This is a genomic window from Streptomyces sp. MNU89 (genome assembly GCF_020982505.1).
Classification (GTDB): Bacteria; Actinomycetota; Actinomycetes; order Streptomycetales; family Streptomycetaceae; genus Streptomyces; species Streptomyces xinghaiensis.
This window is the reverse complement of record NZ_JAJKLL010000001.1, coordinates 3,482,118-3,502,731: the sequence shown is the minus strand read 5'-3', so window position 1 is coordinate 3,502,731 and position 20,614 is coordinate 3,482,118. Positions and strand designations below refer to the sequence as shown.

At 72.2% G+C, this 20,614-nt stretch carries 19 protein-coding genes; 10 read left to right on the top strand and 9 right to left on the bottom strand.

Translation table 11 applies throughout. From position 1 onward, the window contains the following. The first annotated feature begins 1 nt into the window (after position 1). The 4 genes from E4N63_RS14990 (at position 2) to E4N63_RS14975 (ending at position 2,619) form a co-directional block, all read left to right on the top strand. Positions 2-160, top strand: coding sequence for a DUF4177 domain-containing protein (locus E4N63_RS14990; RefSeq protein WP_019707547.1), 159 nt, complete (start codon positions 2-4; stop codon positions 158-160). Beyond that, positions 157-621: a RidA family protein gene (locus tag E4N63_RS14985; RefSeq protein WP_043464702.1), complete on the top strand. Its 465-nt coding sequence runs from the start codon at positions 157-159 to the stop codon at positions 619-621. Before E4N63_RS14990 ends, E4N63_RS14985 begins: the two co-directional genes overlap by 4 nt. Before the next feature lie 229 nt (positions 622-850). Continuing rightward, positions 851-1,792, top strand: coding sequence for an NUDIX hydrolase (locus tag E4N63_RS14980; RefSeq protein ID WP_230240913.1), 942 nt, complete (start codon positions 851-853; stop codon positions 1,790-1,792). Continuing rightward, positions 1,789-2,619 (top strand): MBL fold metallo-hydrolase, encoded by an 831-nt coding sequence (locus tag E4N63_RS14975; RefSeq protein ID WP_230240912.1) that lies wholly within the window; start codon positions 1,789-1,791, stop codon positions 2,617-2,619. Before E4N63_RS14980 ends, E4N63_RS14975 begins: the two co-directional genes overlap by 4 nt. Before the next feature lie 87 nt (positions 2,620-2,706). Here the strand turns inward: E4N63_RS14975 and E4N63_RS14970 are convergent, their stop codons facing one another. After that, positions 2,707-3,381: a Crp/Fnr family transcriptional regulator gene (locus tag E4N63_RS14970; protein ID WP_019707551.1), complete on the bottom strand. Its 675-nt coding sequence runs from the start codon at positions 3,379-3,381 to the stop codon at positions 2,707-2,709. A gap of 249 nt (positions 3,382-3,630) precedes the next feature. Here E4N63_RS14970 and nth point away from each other — a divergent pair, with 249 nt between their 5' ends. The 3 genes from nth to E4N63_RS14950 are packed head-to-tail and all read left to right on the top strand — an operon-like array spanning position 3,631 to position 6,449. After that, positions 3,631-4,473: an endonuclease III gene (gene nth / locus E4N63_RS14965; protein ID WP_374112775.1), complete on the top strand. Its 843-nt coding sequence runs from the start codon at positions 3,631-3,633 to the stop codon at positions 4,471-4,473. Continuing rightward, entirely contained in the window at positions 4,470-5,237 is a 768-nt protein-coding gene (locus E4N63_RS14955) for a CoA pyrophosphatase (RefSeq protein WP_125622407.1), read from the top strand. Before nth ends, E4N63_RS14955 begins: the two co-directional genes overlap by 4 nt. A gap of 12 nt (positions 5,238-5,249) precedes the next feature. Then, entirely contained in the window at positions 5,250-6,449 is a 1,200-nt protein-coding gene (locus E4N63_RS14950; protein ID WP_125622405.1) for a MarP family serine protease, read from the top strand. Between the two features lie 162 nt (positions 6,450-6,611). Here the strand turns inward: E4N63_RS14950 and E4N63_RS14945 are convergent, their stop codons facing one another. The 6 genes from E4N63_RS14945 to E4N63_RS14920 all read right to left on the bottom strand — a co-directional run bounded on the left by E4N63_RS14945 (position 6,612) and on the right by E4N63_RS14920 (position 14,369). Continuing rightward, positions 6,612-6,830: a hypothetical protein gene (locus E4N63_RS14945; RefSeq protein ID WP_078649557.1), complete on the bottom strand. Its 219-nt coding sequence runs from the start codon at positions 6,828-6,830 to the stop codon at positions 6,612-6,614. Positions 6,831-6,952: 122 nt separating this feature from the next. Next, positions 6,953-7,879: an alpha/beta fold hydrolase gene (locus E4N63_RS14940; RefSeq protein WP_019707555.1), complete on the bottom strand. Its 927-nt coding sequence runs from the start codon at positions 7,877-7,879 to the stop codon at positions 6,953-6,955. A gap of 25 nt (positions 7,880-7,904) precedes the next feature. After that, the gene (locus E4N63_RS14935; RefSeq protein ID WP_230240911.1) at positions 7,905-8,345 is read right to left on the bottom strand and encodes a phage holin family protein; all 441 of its coding nucleotides are present in this window, start codon (positions 8,343-8,345) and stop codon (positions 7,905-7,907) included. Between the two features lie 66 nt (positions 8,346-8,411). Beyond that, positions 8,412-9,767 carry a Na+/H+ antiporter NhaA gene (gene nhaA / locus E4N63_RS14930; RefSeq protein WP_230242491.1) on the bottom strand — a complete coding sequence of 452 codons (1,356 nt, stop codon included), beginning with the start codon at positions 9,765-9,767 and terminating at the stop codon, positions 8,412-8,414. 246 nt (positions 9,768-10,013) lie between these two features. Further along, a complete protein-coding gene (acs, locus tag E4N63_RS14925) occupies positions 10,014-11,981 on the bottom strand; it encodes an acetate--CoA ligase (RefSeq protein ID WP_230240910.1) in 1,968 nt (655 codons plus the stop codon). Between the two features lie 90 nt (positions 11,982-12,071). Continuing rightward, a complete protein-coding gene (locus E4N63_RS14920; RefSeq protein WP_230240909.1) occupies positions 12,072-14,369 on the bottom strand; it encodes a SulP family inorganic anion transporter in 2,298 nt (765 codons plus the stop codon). Positions 14,370-14,574: 205 nt separating this feature from the next. On the opposite strand from E4N63_RS14920, the gene E4N63_RS14915 reads away from it, so the two are divergent. After that, positions 14,575-15,894: a hypothetical protein gene (locus tag E4N63_RS14915; RefSeq protein WP_230240908.1), complete on the top strand. Its 1,320-nt coding sequence runs from the start codon at positions 14,575-14,577 to the stop codon at positions 15,892-15,894. Here E4N63_RS14915 and E4N63_RS14910 read toward each other — a convergent pair. Beyond that, positions 15,875-16,861 carry an ATP-binding protein gene (locus E4N63_RS14910; RefSeq protein WP_125622397.1) on the bottom strand — a complete coding sequence of 329 codons (987 nt, stop codon included), beginning with the start codon at positions 16,859-16,861 and terminating at the stop codon, positions 15,875-15,877. The two genes, E4N63_RS14915 and E4N63_RS14910, sit on opposite strands and share 20 nt — an antisense overlap. 101 nt (positions 16,862-16,962) lie before the next feature. Here E4N63_RS14910 and E4N63_RS14905 point away from each other — a divergent pair, with 101 nt between their 5' ends. After that, positions 16,963-17,784 carry an oxidoreductase gene (locus E4N63_RS14905; RefSeq protein WP_125622395.1) on the top strand — a complete coding sequence of 274 codons (822 nt, stop codon included), beginning with the start codon at positions 16,963-16,965 and terminating at the stop codon, positions 17,782-17,784. A gap of 394 nt (positions 17,785-18,178) precedes the next feature. Here the strand turns inward: E4N63_RS14905 and E4N63_RS14900 are convergent, their stop codons facing one another. Then, positions 18,179-19,033: an HAD family phosphatase gene (locus E4N63_RS14900; protein ID WP_125622393.1), complete on the bottom strand. Its 855-nt coding sequence runs from the start codon at positions 19,031-19,033 to the stop codon at positions 18,179-18,181. 447 nt (positions 19,034-19,480) lie between these two features. Between E4N63_RS14900 and ssd the strand changes: the two genes are divergently transcribed. Continuing rightward, complete coding sequence (gene ssd, locus E4N63_RS14895) at positions 19,481-20,587, top strand: septum site-determining protein Ssd (RefSeq protein WP_230240907.1); 1,107 nt, start codon at positions 19,481-19,483, stop codon at positions 20,585-20,587. The last annotated feature ends 27 nt before the right edge of the window (positions 20,588-20,614 follow it).

Genomic DNA, 20,614 nt, shown 5'->3' with positions numbered 1-20,614 from the left:
CATGACCAAGTGGGAATACGCGACCGTGCCGCTGCTCGTCCATGCCACCAAGCAGATCCTCGACACCTGGGGTGAGGACGGCTGGGAACTCGTCCAGGTCGTACCGGGCCCCAACACGGAGCAGCTCGTGGCCTACCTGAAGCGTGAGAAGACCGCGTGAGCGCCGTCGAGGACAGGATCGCGGAACTCGGGCTGACGCTGCCCGGCGTGGCCGCGCCGGTCGCCGCGTACATCCCGGCCGTGCGGACCGGCCCGTACGTCTACACCTCCGGGCAGGTGCCGCTCGTCGAGGGCAAGCTGCCGCTGACGGGGAAGGTCGGCGCGGAGGTCACCGCCGACGAGGCCAAGGATCTGGCCCGCACCTGCGCGCTGAACGCCCTGGCGGCCGTCAAGTCCGTGGTCGGTGACCTCGACCGGATCGTCCGTGTCGTCAAGGTCGTCGGCTTCGTGGCCTCCGCCCCGGACTTCACCGGCCAGCCGGGCGTCGTCAACGGCGCCAGCGAGCTGCTGGGCGAGGTGCTGGGCGAGAAGGGCGTGCACGCGCGGAGCGCGGTCGGCGTGGCGGTCCTGCCGCTGGACGCGCCCGTCGAGGTCGAGATCCAGGTGGAGGTCGAGGGCTGAGCCCGGGGCCGGCCCGGGGCCGGGCCGGTCGCGGGGCCGGGTCCTCCGGGAGCCGGCCGCTCGCTTCCCGGCCGGGCGCGGAGGCCCGAGATTGCCGGCCGGGCCGGCGGGCCGTGCGGCCTGCCGCCCTGCCCTGTCCGGTCGCCGCAGGCCCCTCACCTGCCCGGCCGCCCTCGTCACCTGCCCGGCCGCCCTCGAACATCAGCCCGGGAGCGCATAGCATCCGGCCATGTCCGCAACGAATGGCCAGTGGTATCCGCCCGAGTGGCCCGAACGCATCCGGGCCCTGGCGAACGGCGAACTCACCGCCGTGACGCCGCGCCGGGCCGCGACCGTCCTGCTGCTGCGGGACGGCACCGCCGGGCCCGAGGTCCACATACTCCGCCGGCGCACGTCGATGGCGTTCGCCGGCGGCGTGTACGCCTACCCGGGCGGCGGTGTCGACGCCCGCGACGAGCGCCCCGTCGGCTGGGCCGGCCCGTCCCGCGCGGACTGGGCGCGGTGGCTCGGCACCGACGAGCCGGCGGCCCAGGCCATCGTCTGCGCGGCCGTCCGGGAGACCTTCGAGGAAGCCGGGGTGCTCCTCGCCGGATCGAGCCCCGGCACCGTCGTCGAGGACACCACGGGCGAGGACTGGGAGGCCGACCGGGCCGCGCTCGTCGCCCGCGATCTCTCCTTCGCCGACTTCCTCTCCCGGCGCGGACTGCTGCTCCGCAGCGATCTGCTGGCGCCCTGGGACCGCTGGATCACCCCCGAGTTCGAACCCCGGCGCTACGACACCTGGTTCTTCGCCGCGGTCCTGCCCCGCGGCCAGCGCACCCGCGACGTCTCCACCGAGGCGGACCGCACGGTCTGGATCCGTCCCGCCGAGGCCGCCGCCGGACACGACCGGGGCGAACTGACGATGATGCCGCCGACCATCGCCACGCTGCGCCGCCTCCAGCCGTACGCGTCGGCCGCCGAGGTGCTCGCCGCGGCCGCGGACCGCGAGCTGACGCCCGTCCTGGCGGTGGCGGAGCTGCGCGACGACGGCATCGTGCTGAGCTGGCCGGGCAACGACGAGTTCACCACCCACATCCCGGGCGGGCCCGGAGCGCCGCCGTCCTTCCCGGATCCGGCTCCGTCCCCGCCTCCGTCCTCGTCCGCCCCGGCCGAGGGGACGGGCGCATGACGGACGCGGCGGCGCTGCCCGGACAGCCGCGCGGCCGGGTCGTCTCGGGCCCCGCCACGAAACGGGCCGTCTGCGTCCTGGCCCCCAACCCCTCGCCGATGACGCTGGACGGCACCAACACCTGGATCGTCTCCGAACCGGACTCGGACCTCGCCGTCGTCATCGACCCGGGACCGCTGGACGACACCCATCTCACCGAGGTCGTGGCGACGGCCGAGCGCGCCGGCAAGCGGATCGCGCTGACGCTCCTCACCCACGGGCACGCCGACCACGCGGAGGGCGCGGCCCGTTTCGCCGCGCTGACCGGCTCGGCGGTACGGGCCCTGGACCCGGCCCTGCGCCTCGGGGACGAAGGGCTCGGCGCGGGGGACGTCGTCACCACCGGCGGTCTCGAACTGCGGGTCGTCCCGACCCCCGGGCACACCTCCGACTCCCTCTCCTTCCATCTGCCGGCCGACGCGGCGATCCTCACCGGCGACACGGTGCTCGGCCGGGGCACGACGATGGTGGCCCACCCGGACGGGCGGCTGGGGGAGTATCTGGACTCGCTGCGGCGGCTGCGTTCCCTGACGGTCGACGACGGGGTGGACACCGTGCTGCCCGGCCACGGCCCCGTGCTCGACGACGCCCGGGGCGCCCTGGAGTTCTATCTCGCCCACCGGGCGAGCCGGCTGGCGCAGGTCGAGACGGCGGTCGAGGCCGGCCACCGGTCGGCGCCGGACGTCGTGGCCCATGTGTACGCCGACGTCGACCGCACGCTGTGGCCGGCCGCCGAGCTGTCGGTCCGCGCGCAGCTCGACTACCTGCGGGAGCACGGACTGATCTGAGGACACGGCCCCGCGGCGGACCGGTACGGTCGTGGGGCGGTTCGGCTGTGGTGGGTCCGCGTCCGCGCGGCCGGGGGCCGCTGAAGGTCAGCGGGAGCGCTTCGCGAGCCGCTCGACGTCCAGCAGGATCACCGCGCGCGCCTCCAGCCGCAGCCAGCCGCGGCCGGCGAAGTCGGCGAGCGCCTTGTTGACCGTCTCGCGGGAGGCGCCGACCAGCTGGGCCAGTTCTTCCTGCGTCAGGTCGTGCACCACGTGGATGCCCTCCTCCGACTGCACGCCGAAGCGGCGGGAGAGGTCCAGCAGGGCCTTGGCGACACGGCCCGGAACATCGGAGAAGACCAGGTCGGACATGGTGTCGTTGGTCCGGCGCAGCCGCCGCGCGATGGCGCGCAGCAGTGCCGTCGAGACCTCGGGCCGGGCGTTCAGCCAGGGCTGCAGGTCGCCGTGGCCGAGGCCGAGGAGCTTGACCTCGGTGAGAGCGGTGGCCGTGGCCGTCCGCGGGCCCGGGTCGAAGAGCGACAGCTCACCGATGAGTTCACCCGGGCCGAGCACGGCGAGCATGTTCTCGCGGCCGTCGGGGGAGGTGCGGTGGAGCTTCACCTTGCCCTCGGTCACCACGTACAGGCGGTCGCCCGGGTCGCCCTCGTGGAACAGGGCCTCACCTCGCGCGAGGGTGGCCTCGGCCATCGAGGCGCGCAGCTCAGCGGCCTGCTCGTCATCGAGCGCCGCGAAAAGCGGGGCGCGCCGCAGAACGTCGTCCACGAGATCTCTCCTTGTCGACATGCCCAGAGGACCTTGGTCCCCATGATGCCGGACGGCAAAACTGTGTGATCAAACACAAGTGTGGCGCATCGCTGCCGCAAGCCATACGGCAGGGGGCCGATTGGGGGGTGATTCTTTGTGGCCGGGGCGGATGACGGTGCCTGGCCTTAGGCTGGCCGGGTATCCAATACGCCTTTGAGAGCACAGGATAAGGGGGCCGGACGGGTGACTGAGGCGCCTGATTCCGCTGTGGGCGAACGTAAGCCCGCGGCAGCACGGAAAGCCGCGAAGGGTGGCCGGGCGGCCAAGTCCGCCGGGGCGGCGAAGCCCGAGTCGCGGCTGGCCCTGGTCCGCCGGGCGCGGCGGATCAACCGCGAACTCGCGGAGGTCTACCCGTACGCCCACCCCGAGCTGGATTTCCGTAATCCCTTCGAGCTGCTGGTGGCCACGGTCCTCTCCGCCCAGACCACGGACCTCCGGGTCAACCAGACCACTCCCGGTCTCTTCGCCGCGTACCCCACCCCGGAGGAGATGGCGGCAGCCCACCCCGAGGAGCTGGAGCAGATCATCCGGCCCACGGGCTTCTTCCGCGCCAAGGCCAAGTCGCTGCTGGGCCTCTCCGCCGCGCTCCGGGACCGCTTCGGCGGCGAGGTGCCGGGCCGGCTGGAGGACCTGGTCAAGCTGCCCGGCGTCGGCCGGAAGACGGCCAATGTGGTGCTGGGCAACGCCTTCGGGGTGCCGGGGATAACGGTCGACACCCACTTCGGGCGGCTGGTCCGCCGCTGGAAGTGGACCGAGCAGGAGGACCCGGAGAAGGTCGAGGCCGAGATCGCCGCCCTCTTCCCGAAGAGCGAGTGGACGATGCTCTCGCACCGGATCGTCTTCCACGGCCGCCGCATCTGCCACGCCCGCAAGCCGGCTTGCGGGGCCTGCCCCATCGCCCCGCTCTGCCCGGCGTACGGCGAGGGCGAGACGGACCCGGAGAAGGCGAAGAAGCTGCTCAAGTACGAGATGGGCGGGCAGCCGGGCCAGCGTCTGAACCCGCCCGCGGACTACCCGGGCCGGCCGGCGCCGCCGCTGGGGGCGGAGTGACGGGCTCCGCGAGTCCCCGGCCGGCCCGCGCGGGCGACATCACCGTCACCGCCGACGGGCTGCCCGGCTGGCTGGATCCGGTGGTGCAGGCGGCCCGTACCGTCCAGCCGCGGCAGCTCAGCCGGTTCCTGCCGCCGGAGTCCGGCGGCCGGCAGTCCGCCGTGCTGATCCTCTTCGGGGAGGGCGACGGCCGCGGCGGGGACGGCGGAGGTGGCCACGGCCGCGGAGGTGACGGCCGGGGTGCCGGTGACGGCCGCGAGCCGGAGTTGCTGCTCATCGAGCGCTCCAGCAGCCTGCGCTCGCACGCCGGGCAGCCGTCGTTCCCCGGCGGGGCGCTCGACCCGGAGGACGGCGATCCGCAGAGCGACGGCCCCCTGCGCGCCGCGCTGCGGGAGGCCGAGGAGGAGACCGGCCTCGACCCGGCCGGGGTGCAGCTCTTCGGCGTCCTGCCGCGGCTCTACATCCCGGTGAGCGGCTTCGTGGTGACTCCCGTGCTCGGCTGGTGGCGCGAGCCCACGCCCGTCGCCCCCGTCGACCCGGCGGAGACGGCGCGGGTCTTCACCGTCCCCGTGGCGCATCTCACGGACCCCGGCAACCGGGCGACCACCGTCCATCCCAGCGGCCACCGCGGCCCCGCGTTCCTGGTCGGAGAGGCGCTGGTGTGGGGATTCACGGCCGGCGTGATCGACCGGATCCTGCACCACGCGGGCTGGGAGCGGCCGTGGGACCGCGGCAGACAAGTGCCGCTCGACTGGCGCGCGTGAGACGGTGTCCCGGTGAATGTGCTGGACATCCTGTTGCTGCTCGCCGCCGTGTGGTTCGCGGTCGTGGGCTACCGCCAAGGCTTCGTGGTCGGCATCCTCTCGGTGGTCGGCTTCCTCGGCGGCGGTCTCGTCGCCGTCTACCTGCTGCCGGTGATCTGGGACCGGCTCACGGACCGCTCCCCGCCGGGCACCGCGGCGGTGGTCGTGGCCGTCGTCATCGTGATCGTCTGTGCCTCCGTCGGACAGGCCTTCACCACGCACCTCGGCAACAAGCTGCGCCGGCACATCACCTGGTCACCGGCGCGCGCGCTGGACGCCACGGGTGGCGCGCTGGTCAACGTCGTCGCGATGCTGCTGGTCGCCTGGCTGATCGGCTCGGCGCTGGCCGGCATAGCGCTCCCGCCGGTGGGCAAGGAGGTCCGCAACTCCAAGGTGCTGCTGGGCGTCGAGCAGGTGATCCCGGACGCCGCGAACAGCTGGTTCTCGGAGTTCGGTTCCGTCCTGGCGCAGAACGGCTTCCCCCAGGTCTTCAGCCCGTTCTCCAACGAACCCATCACCACCGTGGAGCCGCCCGACCCCGAGCTGGTGAACAGCCCGGTCGTCGCCCGCGCGCAGCGCAGCATCGTCAAGGTACTCGGCACCGCGGACAGCTGCAGCAAGGTCCTGGAGGGCACCGGCTTCGTCTTCGCGCAGAACCGCGTCATGACGAACGCCCACGTCGTCGGCGGTGTGGACGAGCCGACCGTGCAGATCGGCGGCGAGGGCAGGCTGTACGACGCCACGGTCGTGCTCTACGACTGGGAGCGCGACATAGCCGTGCTCGACGTCCCCGGCCTCGACGCGCCGGCGCTGGAGTTCGCCGAGAAGGACGCCGAGCGCGGGGACGGCGCGATCGTCGCGGGCTTCCCGGAGAACGGCGGATTCGACGTCCGCGCGGCGCGCGTCCGCAGCCGCATACAGGCCGACGGCCCGGACATATACCACCGGGGCACCGTGAGCCGCGACGTCTACTCCCTCTTCACGCTGGTCCGCCAGGGCAACTCCGGCGGCCCGCTGCTGACCCCCGACGGCCGGGTCTACGGCGTGATCTTCGCCAAGTCCCTCGACGACGAGGACACCGGGTACGCGCTGACGGTCGACGAGGTGCGTGAGGACATCAGCCGGGGCCGCACCGCCGAGCAGACCGTGGACAGCCAGGGCTGCGCCCTGTAGCGGCGGTGCCGGGAGCGCCGTACGCATGAGGGCCGCCCCGGTCCCGTGGGGCCGGGGCGGCATCGGATGTCGTACGGGACGGTGGTGCGGTGGCGCGGGGTACCGGAACCGCACTGCGCGAGTCGGTCCGGGGTCCGGCGGCCGGCCGTCAGCGGTCGGCGATCAGTCGCGCGGATGGCGCAGGCGCGCCGACACCCAGCGGGCGCGGCGGCGGAGAATGTGCGGGATACCGAGACCCGGAGGCTCCAGATGGAAGGCCACGGACGGGTTTTGGGCCCGTTTTCCGGAGGATCCGGGGGAGACCACCCCCTGGGGGGTGTTCCGCACGATGGCGGCGCGGTGATCACGAGATACGTCACGGTAGTCGTGCGTCCAACCCATACCGGGGGCTTTCCCGGGACCGGTGGTCGGTAACCGCCCGGGACTCGGCCAGTTGGCCTATGCGCCGGGCAATTGGCCGGTCCCCCGCGCGGCCGCGGCCCGGCCGGTGGCGGCTGCCGGGCCTACCGGTCCGGTTCCGTGTCCTTGAGCCAGCTGATCAGCTCGTGGGAGAAGGCCGCCGGATCCTCCTCGTGCGGGAAGTGGCCGAGGCCGTCGAACAGCCGCCAGCGGTATGGCGCTTCGACGTACTCGCCGGAACCGGCGGCGCTCCGCGTCCGCATCACCGGGTCGAGTGAGCCGTGCAGATGCAGGGTCGGGACCCGGACCGGGCGCTTCATCCGGCGGTTGAACTGGATGCCGTCGGGGCGGGCCATCGAACGCACCAGCCACCGGTACGGCTCGATCGAGCAGTGTGCGGTCGAGGGGATCGACATGGCCCGGCGGTAGGCGTCCACCGTCTCGTCCTCCGGCAGCCGCGGGCCGGACCACTCCCGTATCAGCCGGCCCACCAGCGCGGCGTCGTCGGCGAGGAGCTGCCGCTCGGGAACCCAGGGGCGCTGGAAGCCCCAGACATACGAACCGGCCCGGGTCTGCCGGACGTCCGTGAGCATCGCCGAGCGCCAGCGGCGCGGATGCGGCATGGAGGTGACCGCGAGCCGGCGCACCAGCTTGGGGCGCATCACCGCTGCGGTCCACGCCAGATAGCCGCCGATGCCGTGGCCGACGAGGGCGGCGTCCGGTTCGCCGAGGGAGCGGATCACCCCGGTGACGTCGAGGGCGAGGTTGGCCGGGTCGTAGCCGCGCGGGGTGCGGTCACTGCCGCCCACGCCGCGCAGGTCCATGGCGACGGCCCGGAAGCCCGCGTCGGCGAGGGCGGTCAGCTGGTGCCGCCAGGCCCACCAGAACTCCGGGAAGCCGTGGAGCAGCAGGACCAGTGGCCCGTCGCCGGCCTCGGCGATGTGGAAGCGGGCGCCGTTGGCGGCGACGTCCCGGTGGGTCCAGGGACCGCCGATCCTGACGGCCGTGGCGGGGGTCTCGGGCGAGGTCATGCGGAGAGCGTGCCACACACTCCCGCTACGGCGCCGGTTCGGCGGGCACGGCCGCCCGGGGGCGCGGGTGGGGTTTGGCGTTGCCGAGCACGGCCGCCGTCTCCCGGGCGGAGGCCATGCTCTTCTCCGGCTTCTTCACCTTCTTGAACTTGGCGACGGCGAAGACGCCCAGGAGCGCGGCCAGCAGCAGATAGGCGCTGCCCACGATGAGGAAGGACCAGGCCAGCCCGAGCCCCAGGTTGTGGATGCCGTACGCGGCGGCGAAGCTCAGCACGGGCAGGGAGAACAGGGCCAGGACTCCGGCGGTGGTGATGGCGAAGCCGCCGATGCCCGCCCGCTTCGCGTCCTGCCGCAGCTCGGCCTTGGCCAGCGCGATCTCGTCGTGCACGAGCGCGGACAACTCGGTGGTCGCCGTGGCCATCAGCTGTCCGAGGCTGCGGTCGGTGTCCTGTTCGACTGGGCTCATCGCTTCATCCCTCAATTCCGGTCTGCTGGGACTCCCTGGCGGGACTCAGCGGTCGGTTGCCCCCGATCATGCCGGATCATCACCGGCCGCGCGTTCCGCGGCGGCGAGTTCCGCCTGCTTCCGATGCTCGGCGGCTTTTTTTTCGTGGATCGCCGCCATCCGGAGGTGGTACGCGGGGTCGTGCCGCTCGTAGATGTCCGGGATGCCGGACTCGTCCTCGTCAAGGTTCTCCTCGTCGTAGAGCCGCTTGTACCTGTTGTTGCGGAGCTTGAGGAGGATGCCCGCGGCGACGGCGGAGATCAGGGAGCCGATGAGGACCGCGGCCTTCACCTCGTCCGCGAGGGCGGGGTCCTCGGTGAACGCCAGCTCGCCGATGAGGAGGGAGACGGTGAAGCCGATGCCCGCGAGCGAGGAGACCGCGAAGATGTCCGCCCAGGCCAGCTCCTCGTTGAGTTCGGCCCGGGTGAAGCGGACGGCCAGCCAGGAGCCTCCGAAGATGCCGACGACCTTGCCGAGGAAGAGGCCGAGGACGACGCCGAGCGGCTCGGGCTTGGTGAAGACGTCACCGAGGGCCCCGCCGGAGACCGAGACGCCCGCCGCGAAGAGCGCGAACAGCGGCACGGCGACGCCGGCGGAGAGCGGGCGGACCAGATGCTCGATGTGCTCGGCGGGGGAGTGGCTCTCGTTGTCGCGGACGGTGCAGCGCAGCAGCAGGCCCATCGCGACACCGGCGACCGTGGCGTGCACGCCGCTGGCGTGCATCAGCGCCCAGATCACCGCGACCAGCGGGACGTAGACGTACCAGCCGCGGACACCCTTGCGGTGCAGGAACCAGAAGAGGGCCAGCCCGGCCAGGGAGAGTCCCAGGGCGGGGAGGCTGATGTCGGTGGTGAAGAAGAGGGCGATGATGAGGATCGCGCCGAGGTCGTCGACGACCGCCAGGGTCAGCAGGAAGGCCCGCATCGAGGCGGGGAGCGAGGTGCCGAGCACGGCGAGAACGGCGAGGGCGAAGGCGATGTCGGTGGCGGTGGGCACCGCCCAGCCGTCGAGGCTGCCGCCCAGGCCGGACGCGGTGGCGAGGTAGACGAGCGCGGGGACGATCATGCCGCAGAGCGCCGCGACGACGGGCAGGGCCGCCGCTCTCGGATCGCGCAGCTCACCGGCGACCAACTCCCGCTTGAGCTCGATACCGGCCACGAAGAAGAAGATGGTGAGGAGGCCGTCCTTGGCCCAGTCGCCGATCGAGAGGTCCAGGTGGAGGGACTCGGGACCGACGGTGAAGTCCCGCACGCTCTGGTAGAAGTCGCTCAGCGGGGTGTTCGCCATGACCAGGGCGACGATCGCGGCCGCGAGCAGCAGCACACCGCCGACGGTCTCGGTCCGCAGCGCGTCGGCGACGAAGTTGCGCTCCGGGAGCGACATGCGGCCGAGGAACTTGGGGTGCTGGGGCGTGGCCACGGAAAAGGAACCCTCCGGTCGGTGACATGGAGACCAGCCGGAGCCGCGCTTTCCGGGCACGACTCGGCGGTTGCCGACCAGACTTCCCGGCGCACCTGAGGACTATCGAACGACTGCTGTGTTCTTCACCCTACCCGGGAGAGCCGGGAGAAACCGTCCTGGTCGGCGGCGTCTCCCGGCTCTCGGCCGGTCAGGGGTGGTGCCCGGTGGTCAGTCCTCGCTGGAGGCGGCGCCGGGCAGCCGGGTCTGGATGAGGTCCATCACCGAGGAGTCGGTGAGGGTCGTGACGTCACCGAGGGCGCGGTTCTCCGCCACGTCGCGCAGCAGCCGCCGCATGATCTTGCCGGAGCGGGTCTTGGGCAGCTCCGCGACCGGCAGGATGCGCTTGGGCTTGGCGATCGGACCGAGGTGCTTGGCGACATGGGCGCGGAGCTCCTCGACCAGTCCCTCCTCCTCGCTGTCCACGTTGCCGCGCACGATGACGAAGGCGACGATGGCCTGCGTGGTCTGCGGGTCCGTGGCGCCGACCACGGCGGCCTCGGCCACCTTGGGGTGCGAGACGAGCGCCGACTCCACCTCGGTGGTCGAGATGTTGTGGCCGGAGACCAGCATGACGTCGTCGACCCGGCCGAGCAGCCAGATGTCGCCGTCGTCGTCCTTCTTGGCGCCGTCGCCCGCGAAGTAACGATTCTCGAAGCGGGACCAGTAGGTGTCGAGGTAGCGCTGGTCGTCACCCCAGATCGTGCGGAGCATCGACGGCCACGGCTCGGTCAGGACGAGGTAACCGCCACCGCCGTTCGGGACCTCCTTGGCCTCGTCGTCGACGACGGTCGCGGAGATGCCCGGCAGCGGGATCTGGGCCGATCCCGGCTTGGTGGCCGTGACACCCGGGAGCGGGCTGATCATGATGGCGCCGGTCTCGGTCTGCCACCAGGTGTCCACGACCGGGGTGCGGTCACCGCCGATGTGCTTGCGGTACCAGATCCAGGCCTCGGGGTTGATGGGCTCACCCACGGAGCCGAGGATGCGCAGCGACGACAGGTCGAACTTGGCCGGGATGTCGTCACCCCACTTCATGCAGGCACGGATCGCGGTGGGCGCGGTGTAGAGGAGCGTGACGCCGTACTTCTGGACGATCTCCCACCAGCGGCCCTGGTGCGGGGTGTCCGGGGTGCCCTCGTAGATGACCTCGGTCGCGCCGTTGGCCAGCGGGCCGTAGACGATGTACGAGTGGCCCGTCACCCAGCCGACGTCGGCGGTGCACCAGTAGACGTCCGTCTCCGGCTTGAGGTCGAAGACGGCCCGGTGGGTGTAGGCGACCTGGGTGAGGTAGCCGCCGGTGGTGTGCAGGATGCCCTTCGGCTTACCCGTCGTACCCGAGGTGTAGAGGATGAACAGCGGGTGCTCGGCGTCGAAGGCTTCGGGGGTGTGCTGGTCGGACTGGCGGTCCACCAGCTCGTGCCACCACACGTCGCGGCCGTCGGTCCAGGCGGTGTCCTCACCGGTGCGCCGGACGACGAGGACGTTGCGGACGTTCTCCGTGCCGGGGCGGGTCAGGGCCTCGTCCACGGCCGGCTTGAGAGCGGAGGGCTTGCCCCGGCGGTAGCCGCCGTCGGAGGTGATGATCACCCGGGCGTCGGCGTCCTCGATGCGGGTGGCCAGCGCGTCCGCGGAGAAGCCGCCGAAGACGAGGGAATGCGGGGCGCCGATGCGGGCGCAGGCCAGCATTGCGAAGACCGCCTCCGGGATCATCGGCAGGTAGATCGCGACCCGGTCGCCGGCCTGGACGCCGAGCTCGGTGAGGGCGTTGGCGGCCTTGGAGATCTCGCGCTGCAGTTCGGCGTAGGTGATGGCGCGGGTGTCGCCGGGCTCGCCCTCGAAGTGGATGGCGACGCGGTCGCCGTTGCCCGCTTCCACGTGGCGGTCCACGCAGTTGTAGGCGACGTTCAGCTTGCCGTCGGCGAACCACTTCGCGAATGGCGGGTTGCTCCAGTCGAGGGTCTGGGTCGGCTCGGTCGCCCAGGTCAGCTGACGGGCCTGCTCGGCCCAGAAGCCCAGCCGGTCAGCCTTGGCTTGTTCGTATGCCTCGGCGGTGACATTGGCGGCCGCTGCCAGGTCGGCCGGCGGTTCGAACCGCCGCTCTTCTTTCAGCAGGTTGGCCAGGCTTTCATTGCTCACGACTACTCCCATTCCCTGGGTGTCCGCTGTGGTCCCGGCGATAGCACATCAGGCCACCGCCGGGCCTGACAAGAGCTTGCCACAAGAGGTCTAGACCTGTAGAGGTGGAGATTCCGCCGACTCACCGGCACCGGTGGACCAGGCCTCCGGCTGTACGGGTGCGAAGGTTTTGCCCTGGTTCATGAGCAAGTACGCCTGTGCTTCCGCCACGTGGAAGTACATTCCGTGCAGCGTGAGGGTGCCCTCGGTCACCCGCCGGGCAACCGAGGGATGCGCCGACAGATGCTCCAACTGCTGGATCACATTTGTGATACAGAGGCGCTCAACTGAGTCCCCGACGGGCCTGCCGGAGATCACCGGTTCCGGCTCCCCGCCGCGCAGCCGTTCCAGGCTGGGGACCCCGTGGCGCAGCCAGCGGCCCAGCGGGGTGGCGAAGCCGCCCGGCGGTGACTCCAGCAGCGCCTGCATGGCGCCGCATCCCGAGTGACCGCAGACCGTGATACTGCTCACCCCCAGGACGTCGACCGCGTACTGGATGGCCGCCGCGACGGAGTCGTCGGCGGAGTCCGCTCCCGGTGGCGGCACGAAGTTGCCGACGTTGCGGACGGTGAAGAGGTCGCCGGGCCCGCTGGACGTGATCATGCTGGTGACGAGCCGTGAGTCGGCGCAGGCCAGGAAGAGCTGGGACGGCCGCTGGCCCTCCCGCGCCAGACGGGCCAGCTCCTCCCGGACCAGGGGTGCGGTGTTGCGCTGGAAGGCCCGGAGTCCGCCCGTGAGCTGAACGCTGCCGGCCGTCGGCCGCCTCTCCCCGCGGGGCACCGCCTCCCCGGCCGGCCCCTGCACGCACTGGTGGTTGCGCCACGGGGTCCAGGGCCTGCAGCCGTGCCCCGAGGAGGGCTCGCAGATGTCCTGCCCGGCCCGTCCCGTCACGGCGACCCGTCCGCCCCGCGCGACATGTGTCTCGCGCCAGTGCTGCAGGGTTTCGTACGCCGCGTGGTCCATGAACGAGCCGTCCAGTTCGACGAGCGCGGTGGCCCCGGGCGGCACCCGGCCCAGGGCGCGGCTCAGCCGCGGCACCGCCAGGAACGTCAACTGGCCGTGCGCGCGGACCCGGTGGACGCCGCGGGCCTCGGCCACGGAGATACGGGTCCGGGCCAGCCGGTGCAGGGACACGGCCAGGGCGGCGGCGATCCCCAGCAGGACCCCTTCCAGGACGCCGGCCAGCACCACCCCCGCGATCGTCGCCGCGTAGACGGGGAACTCGCGGTGCCGGTGGACGTTGCGGATGTGGGCGTAGCTCACCATCTGCACGCCCACCACGGCCACCAGCGCGCCGAGGGCCGCCAGCGGGATCTGCTCCAGCACCGAGGCCAGGAGCCCGGCGGCGAGCAGCACCCAGACCCCGTGCAGCACGGTGGACCAGCGGCCGGCGGCTCCGGCGCGGACGTTGGCCGAGCCCCGCATCGCGCCACCGGAGACCGGCAGTCCGCCCAGCAGGCCGGAAACGGTGTTGGCCGTCCCCTGTCCGCGCAGTTCGCGGTCCAGGTCGGCCTGGGGCGGGACGGCACCCGCAGGGCGGTCGCGGGCCAGCCGGTCGACGGCGACCGCGGAGAGCAGTGACTCCAGGGCGCCGACGAGCGCGACGGTGAGCACCGCGGCGAGCAGCCCCAGCAGTGCGCCGTCCGGTGCCTCCGGCAGGATGTAGGCCCGCCAGGTGGGCAGATCGACGCGGTCCAGCTCCGGAGCGGCCACGACCGTCACGAGCGTGGCGGTGGCGACCGAGGCCAGGGCGGCGGGGAGGCGGCGCAGCGCCCTGCCCGCGCGGCCCGGCAGCCGCGGCCAGCCGATGAGGACGGCCACGGTCAGCGCCCCGACGGCGAGCGCGGCGGGCGGGGCCCCGGCCAGTTCGCCGGGGAGGGCGCGGAGATTGCCGAAGACCGTGCTGTGCGGCTCACTGCCGAAGACCACGTGCAGCTGTCCGAGCGCGATGGTGACGCCGATGCCGGCGAGAGTGCCGTGCACGATGGCAGGGCTGACGGCGAGCGCCGCGCGGGCCACCCGGAGCCAGCCGAGGGCGAGCTGCAGCAGGCCGGCGAGAACGGTGATGCCGCAGGTGGCCGGCCAGCCGTAGACCTGGATCAACTCGGCGGTGACGACGGTCAGTCCGGTGGAGGCGCCGGTGACCTGGAGGGGAGCCCCGCCGAGCAGCCCGCCGAGGATGCCGCCGACGGCGGTGGCGACCAGGCCCGCCTGCAGCGGGGCGCCCATGGCCACGGCGAGGCCGAGGGACATCGGAACGGCGATCAGGAAGACGGTTACGGAAGCGGCGAGATCGCCGGACCGGGGCGGGTGCAGGGGACACGGGGACGGCCTCCTGGGCTCTGCCATACGCGGTATGCCAACTCTTGGTAAACGAACCGTAATGCAGAGTAAAGAACGTGGAGGGTGATCCAGAACAAAGTGCCTGTTGATTGACTCAATGGGGTGAATACGTATGTTTATCGGCTTGTCGGTCTGAACCGTTCTTCCTCCCATGCGACCTTGGTCCGCGCTGTGTCGGCAGCGCACGAGGCGGAGGAAAGAAGGTGGGCCGATGGCCGCCCCGCGGAGAGTGACCACAGGGACCGTCGCCACCGTTCTGGCGCTGGCGGTCACCGGCTGTTCCGCCACCGGGGAGCGGGAAGAGGACGACGCGCGGCAGGGATCCGCGGAGCACGGGGCGGTCTCGGGCCCGGTCAGGCTGATCGGTGACGGGTCGACGGCCTTCACCGGCCGCCAGCCGAACCAGCCCCTCCCGAAGCGGCTGGAGGCCGGCCACCGCCCGCCCCAGTTCGTGGTCTTCTCCTGGGACGGGGCCGGCGAGGACGGTCAGAAGCTCTTCTCCCACTTCCGCCGGATCGGCCGGGAGTACGACGCGAAGATGACGTACTTCCTGAGCGGTGTCTACGTCCTTCCGCACGCCCGGCGCGAGGTCTACAAGCCGCCGCGGCACGCCCCCGGCTCCTCGGACATCGGCTTCAACGACATCGCGGGGATCAAGGCCACCCTGGAGCAGTTGCGCGGGGCCTGGCAGGAGGGCAACGAGATCGGTACCCACTTCAACGGGCACTTCTGCGGCCCGAACGGCGGCGTCGGGACCTGGACGACGGACGAGTGGCGCCACGAGATCCGGCAGGCCGAGGCCCTGGTCAAGAGCTGGAAGACGCACGCGGGCCTCGACGGCGCGCCGCCACTGCCCTTCGACTACGACCGGGAACTCGTCGGCGGCCGCGCCCCCTGCCTGGAGGGGCAGCGGAGCCTGTTGCCGGCGGCGAAGGCCGAGGGCTTCCGCTACGACGCCAGTTCGCCCGGGGGCCTGCAGGTCTGGCCGTCGAAGAAGGGCGGCCTCTGGGACTTCCCGCTCCAGCAGATCCCCATGCCGGGACGCGGTTTCGAGACGCTCTCGATGGACTACAACTTCCTCGCCAACCAGTCGGGCACGGTCCGGGGCGACCCCGCGCAGCACGCTTTCTGGAGCCGCCAGATGCGCGACGGGCTCCTCCAGGGGTTCCGGCGGGCCCACGAGGGCAACCGGGCGCCCTTCTTCATCGGCAATCACTTCGAGTCCTGGAACGGGGGCGCCTATATGAGCGCCGTCGAAGAGGCCATCAAGGAGATCTGCCCGAAGAAGGACGTCCACTGCGTGACCTTCAAGCAACTGGCGGACTGGCTGGACGTCCAGGACCCCGGGGTGCTGGCGAAGCTGCGCACGCTGGGAGTCGGGGAGCGGCCGGAGGGGGGCTGGAAGGCCTTTCTCAGCGGCGGGCCGCCCGCCGGTCCCGCCGGTTCCTCGGAGCCCCGGCGCCCCGCGGAACCGGCGGGACCGGCCCGGCCGGCGGGCGGACCGGCCCGGATCAGGCAGGCTGCGGACTGACCGCCCGCTCGTCCAGGACGAAACCGGGGTCCACCTGGGCCGCCAGATCGGTACCCGTCCGCGTATTGCCCCAGCTCTCCGCGTTCCGCAGGTGGAAGTGGACCATCTGGCGGGTGTAACGCCGCCAGTCGCGGCGCTCGTACGAGCCGTCCGCGGCCTCGTGCAGTGTCCGCAGGGCCTCGCGGTTGGGCTCCTCCAGCAGGTCGAAGCGGGGCGGGCGGCCCTTCTCCATGGCGCGGACCCAGTCCGAGTGGCCGAAGGCGGTCAGCAGGTCGTCCCCGGCCTCCTCGCGGAGGAAGGCCAGGTCCTCGGGGCCCTGCACCTTGTTGCCGACCACGCGCAGCGCGACGCCGAAGTCGCGCGCGTACTCCTTGTACTGGCGGTAGACGGCGACGCCCTTGCGGGTCGGCTCAGCCACCAGGAACGTCATGTCGAAGCGGGTGAACATCCCGGAGGCGAAGGAGTCCGAGCCGGCCGTCATGTCGACGACCACGTACTCCTGCCGACCGTCGACCAGGTGGTTGAGGCAGAGTTCGACCGCCCCGGTCTTCGAGTGGTAGCAGGCCACGCCCAGGTCGGCCTCGGTGAACGGGCCGGTGACCATCAGCCCGGCCTCGCCCTCGTCCAGCGGGACCGGCCGGACGCAGGCGGCGAAGACGGGGTTGTCCTCGGACAGCCGGAGCAGCCGTGAGCCCGTGCCCGGCGGGGTGGTCTTGATCATGGTCTCGGCCGAGCCGATCCGCGGGTTGGTGCCCCGCAGCCAGTCCTTGATCAGCGACAGCCGGGCGCCCATGGCCGGCAGCGCGGCCGCCTCCTCGTCGCCGAGGCCGAGGGCGGTTCCCAGGTGCTGGTTGATGTCGGCGTCCACGGCGAGCACCGGGATCCGGGCGGCGGCGAGCCGGCGGATGAAGAGCGAGGACAGCGTCGTCTTGCCGCTGCCGCCCTTCCCAACGAAAGCGATCTTCATATTCAACAAGCGTAGTGGACCGGAAGCGCGGAGTGAGGGACGCCAGTGAACAACACCACTCCATCGGGAGCGCCGGCCTCCGAGTGCGTAGGGTCGTTCCCATGCGTACGAATGCCGATCCGCTCGCCGCTCTCGGCGCCCTCCCGGGCGTGACCGACTCCGTGGACTCCGTACGGAAGGCCGTGGACCGGGTCTACGGCCACCGGGTGATGCGCCGCCGGAGCACCGAGATCACCTCCGAGGCCGCCCTGCGCGGCGCCCGCGCTTCCGCGGCGCTGGCCGGCGCCGACTGGGCGCTGGAAGAGGTCCGCAGGCGCACGGACTTCAGCGCCGCCGGGGAGCCCCGGGTGGTGGGCGCGGCCCTGCGGCTGACCGCGGAGGCGGGGCAGCTGCTGGGCGTGTGGCGGCAGTCGCCGCTGCGCGTGCTGGCCCGGCTCCATCTGGTGGCCGCCTCGGGCGCGGCGCCGGAGGACTCGGTGGGCCGGCCGCGGCTGGCGGGCGAGGCCGTCGACGAGCCGCTGGTGACGCTGCCGCTGCCGGGGGCGGACGAGATGGCGGGACGGCTGGAGGGGCTCGCCGGACTGCTGCCGGCCGGGGGTGGCGCGCCGGCCCTGGTGACGGCGGCGGTCGTGCACGGCGAACTGCTCACCCTCCGCCCGTTCGGCTCGCACAACGGGCTGGTGGCGCGGACCGCTGAGCGGATCGTGCTCATCGGCAGCGGACTCGACCCCAAGGCGGTGTGCCCGTCCGAGGTCGGGCACGCGGAGCTGGGATCCGCCGCGTACGCCGAGGCGCTGGCGGGCTATGCCTCCGGTACGCCCGAGGGGGTGGCGGCCTGGATCGCGCACTGCGGACGGGCGGTCGAACTGGGGGCCCGGGAGAGCACGGCGGTCTGCGAGGCCCTCCAGCGGGGCGCGGCCTGACCGGGGAGGAGGCCGGGCCGATCCGGATCCGGAATGCGACGGGTGCATTTCCGGCAGTGCCGCGGAGCGGGATGCGGAGAGTATTCCCCACAACTCCGGGCGGGCATTGATGCGGCGGTACCTCGCGGTACCGCCGCTGGCACGTCCGCCGGGTTACCAGTGCGTGCACGAGATGCGCATCAGGTCGGGCCTGAGCCCGTGACCTGTGCGACTGGCCCGTAATCGACGGGTCGGCGTCGCGTGGGTGCCCGGCTTCCGTGCTTCGGTCCGTGGGGCCGTGGACAATTGCGGAAGACCTCTTGGAAAGGTCTCCCCGGTCTCACGGGCCGGTAATTCCTTTGTACTCCTCCAGCCCGGTAAGTGGAAGCCCGGACCGGGATTCCTTGCCCGGTTCTCATGCCGGCGGGCAGGCGGCCGCACGGCGCCGGCCGGCGTACCAGACGAGTCCGGCGGCCGCTGCCGCCGCCGTCACCGCGACCGCGCCGACGACGAGGGGGCGGCTCGGGGACGTCCAGGCCGGTCCCCAGGCGGGGAGGGAGAGCGACGGCGCGCGCTGCTTCAGCCGGACCGGCCGGTCGAAGGAGAGAACGGGCCAGCCCCGGGCGACGGCCTCGCGGCGCAGCCCGCGGTCGGGGTTGACGGCGTGCGGATGGCCGACCGCCTCCAGCATGGGTATGTCGGTGATCGAGTCGCTGTAGGCGTAGCAGCGGGTCAGGTCGTATCCCTCGCTCTCGGCGAGCCGGGTGATGGCCTCGGCCTTCGCGGGCCCGTACGCGTAGTACTCCACCTCGCCGGTGTAGCAGCCGTCCTCGACGACCATCCGTGTGGCGACCGCGCGGTCCGCACCGAGGAGCCGGCTGATCGGCTCGACCACCTCGGCGCCCGAGGTGCTGACGATCACGACATCGTGGCCCGCGGTGTGGTGGCGTTCGATCAGCGAGGCCGCCTCGTCGTAGATGATCGGGTCGATCAGGTCGTGCAGGGTCTCGGCGACGATCTCCCGCACCTGCTGCACGTTCCAGCCGCGGCAGAGCGCGGAGAGGTACTCCCGCATCCGCTCCGTCTGGTCGTGGTCGGCCCCGCCGAGGAGATAGACGAACTGGGCATAAGCGGTGCGCAGGACGGCCCTGCGGTTGATGAGGCCGCCCTGGTAGAAGGACTTGCTGAAGGCCAGTGCGCTCGACTTGGCAATCACTGTCTTGTCGAGGTCGAAGAAGGCGGCTGTGCGCGGCAAGGAGGGGTTTTCCACGGGTTGAGCATAAGGCCCTCCATTCGGCGTAAGCTGAGGCGTGTGGGTTTGCCTGAGAAGGCCCTCGGGTACACCATGGAAGTCACGGATCGTTCGCGACCGTGCTAACCCGGCCCGACTCCTCCCCCCCCGAGTCGGCCGTGGGGACGACCCCGCTCTCCCCCCCGGCGGGGGTCGTCGCATGTCCGGACGCATTTTGCCGTCCTCCCGCCCGCCGCTCGGCGCTCTGTCCGGTTCTCTGTCGGACCGCTTCCCCCTGCCCTCTGATGTTACAGAGAGTAATCGTCATGCTGCGGATGGAAGTCACCGGTATAGGTGGTCCGGATATTCACAACCGCCGAGTTGTCCACAGATTTAGACCAAGATCCACGGGATTTCCCGGATCGCCGCACGCTGATTCCCGCGAGGTTCGCGCAGTGAGAGTGCTGAAGCGAGAGGGGATCCGCCATGAACGGACTGAACACTTCCGATCGGCTGGAAAGTGCCGTAACAGGAGCGGGGCCACCCCTGGTGGTCACGGAGGACGCGGAACTCCTGGACGAGCTCCTGCGGTTGTGCGCCGCGGCGGGTGCCGAGCCGGAGGTCTGCCACGGCGTCCCGGAGCGCGGTGGCTGGGAGCGCGCCCCTCTGGTGATCGTCGGCGACGACGCCGTGCCCCGGCTGCGCAACGCCGTACGGCGGGCCGGGGTCCTGCTGATCAGCCGGGACCCGGGGGACCACGGCATCTGGCAGCGGGCCGTCGGCGTCGGCGCCGACCACGTCGTTCCTCTCCCCGGCTGCGAGGCCTGGCTGGTGGACCGGATCGCCGACGCACTGGAGGGCACCGCCGCACCGGCGCTCGCCGTCGGCGTGATCGGAGGCCGGGGTGGCGCCGGGGCCTCCACCCTGGCCTGCGCGCTCGCCGTCACGGCGGCCCGCGACGGCCGGCGCACCGTGCTCGTGGACGGTGATCCGCTCGGTGGCGGGCTGGACGTGCTGCTCGGCGGGGAGAGCGTCGAAGGGCTGCGCTGGCCGGCGTTCTCCCAGTCGCGCGGCCGGGTGGCCGCCGGCGCGCTGGAGGAGTCGCTTCCGCGGCTGCGCTCCCTGCGCCTGCTCAGCTGGGACCGGGGCGACACGGTGGCCGTCCCGCCCGAGGCCATGCGTTCCGTGCTCTCCGCCGCGCGGCGGCGGGGTGGTGCCGTGGTCGTCGACCTGCCCCGGCGGCTGGACGAGACGGTCGCCGAGGCGCTGGCCCAGCTCGATCTGGGGCTGCTGGTGGTGCCGTCCGGGCTGCGTTCGGTCGCCGCGGCGCACCGGGTGGCGTCGGCCGTCCGCACCGTCCTCCCGGATCTCCGGGCCGTGGTGCGCGGGCCCTGCGGCGCGGGTCTGGAGGACGAGGAGATCGCCGCGCTGCTCGGGCTCCCGCTGGCGGGGGAGATCCCTCCGGAGCCGGGACTCCCCGCGGAGGCTCCGGGCGAGTCCGTCCCGGGCGACAACACCCGCGGACCGCTGGCCCGGTTCTGCTCGGCCTTCTGGGACCGGGCCCTGCCGAGTGGCGGGGGTGCCGCCGCATGAACGGTACGGAGACGAACCAGAGGCCCA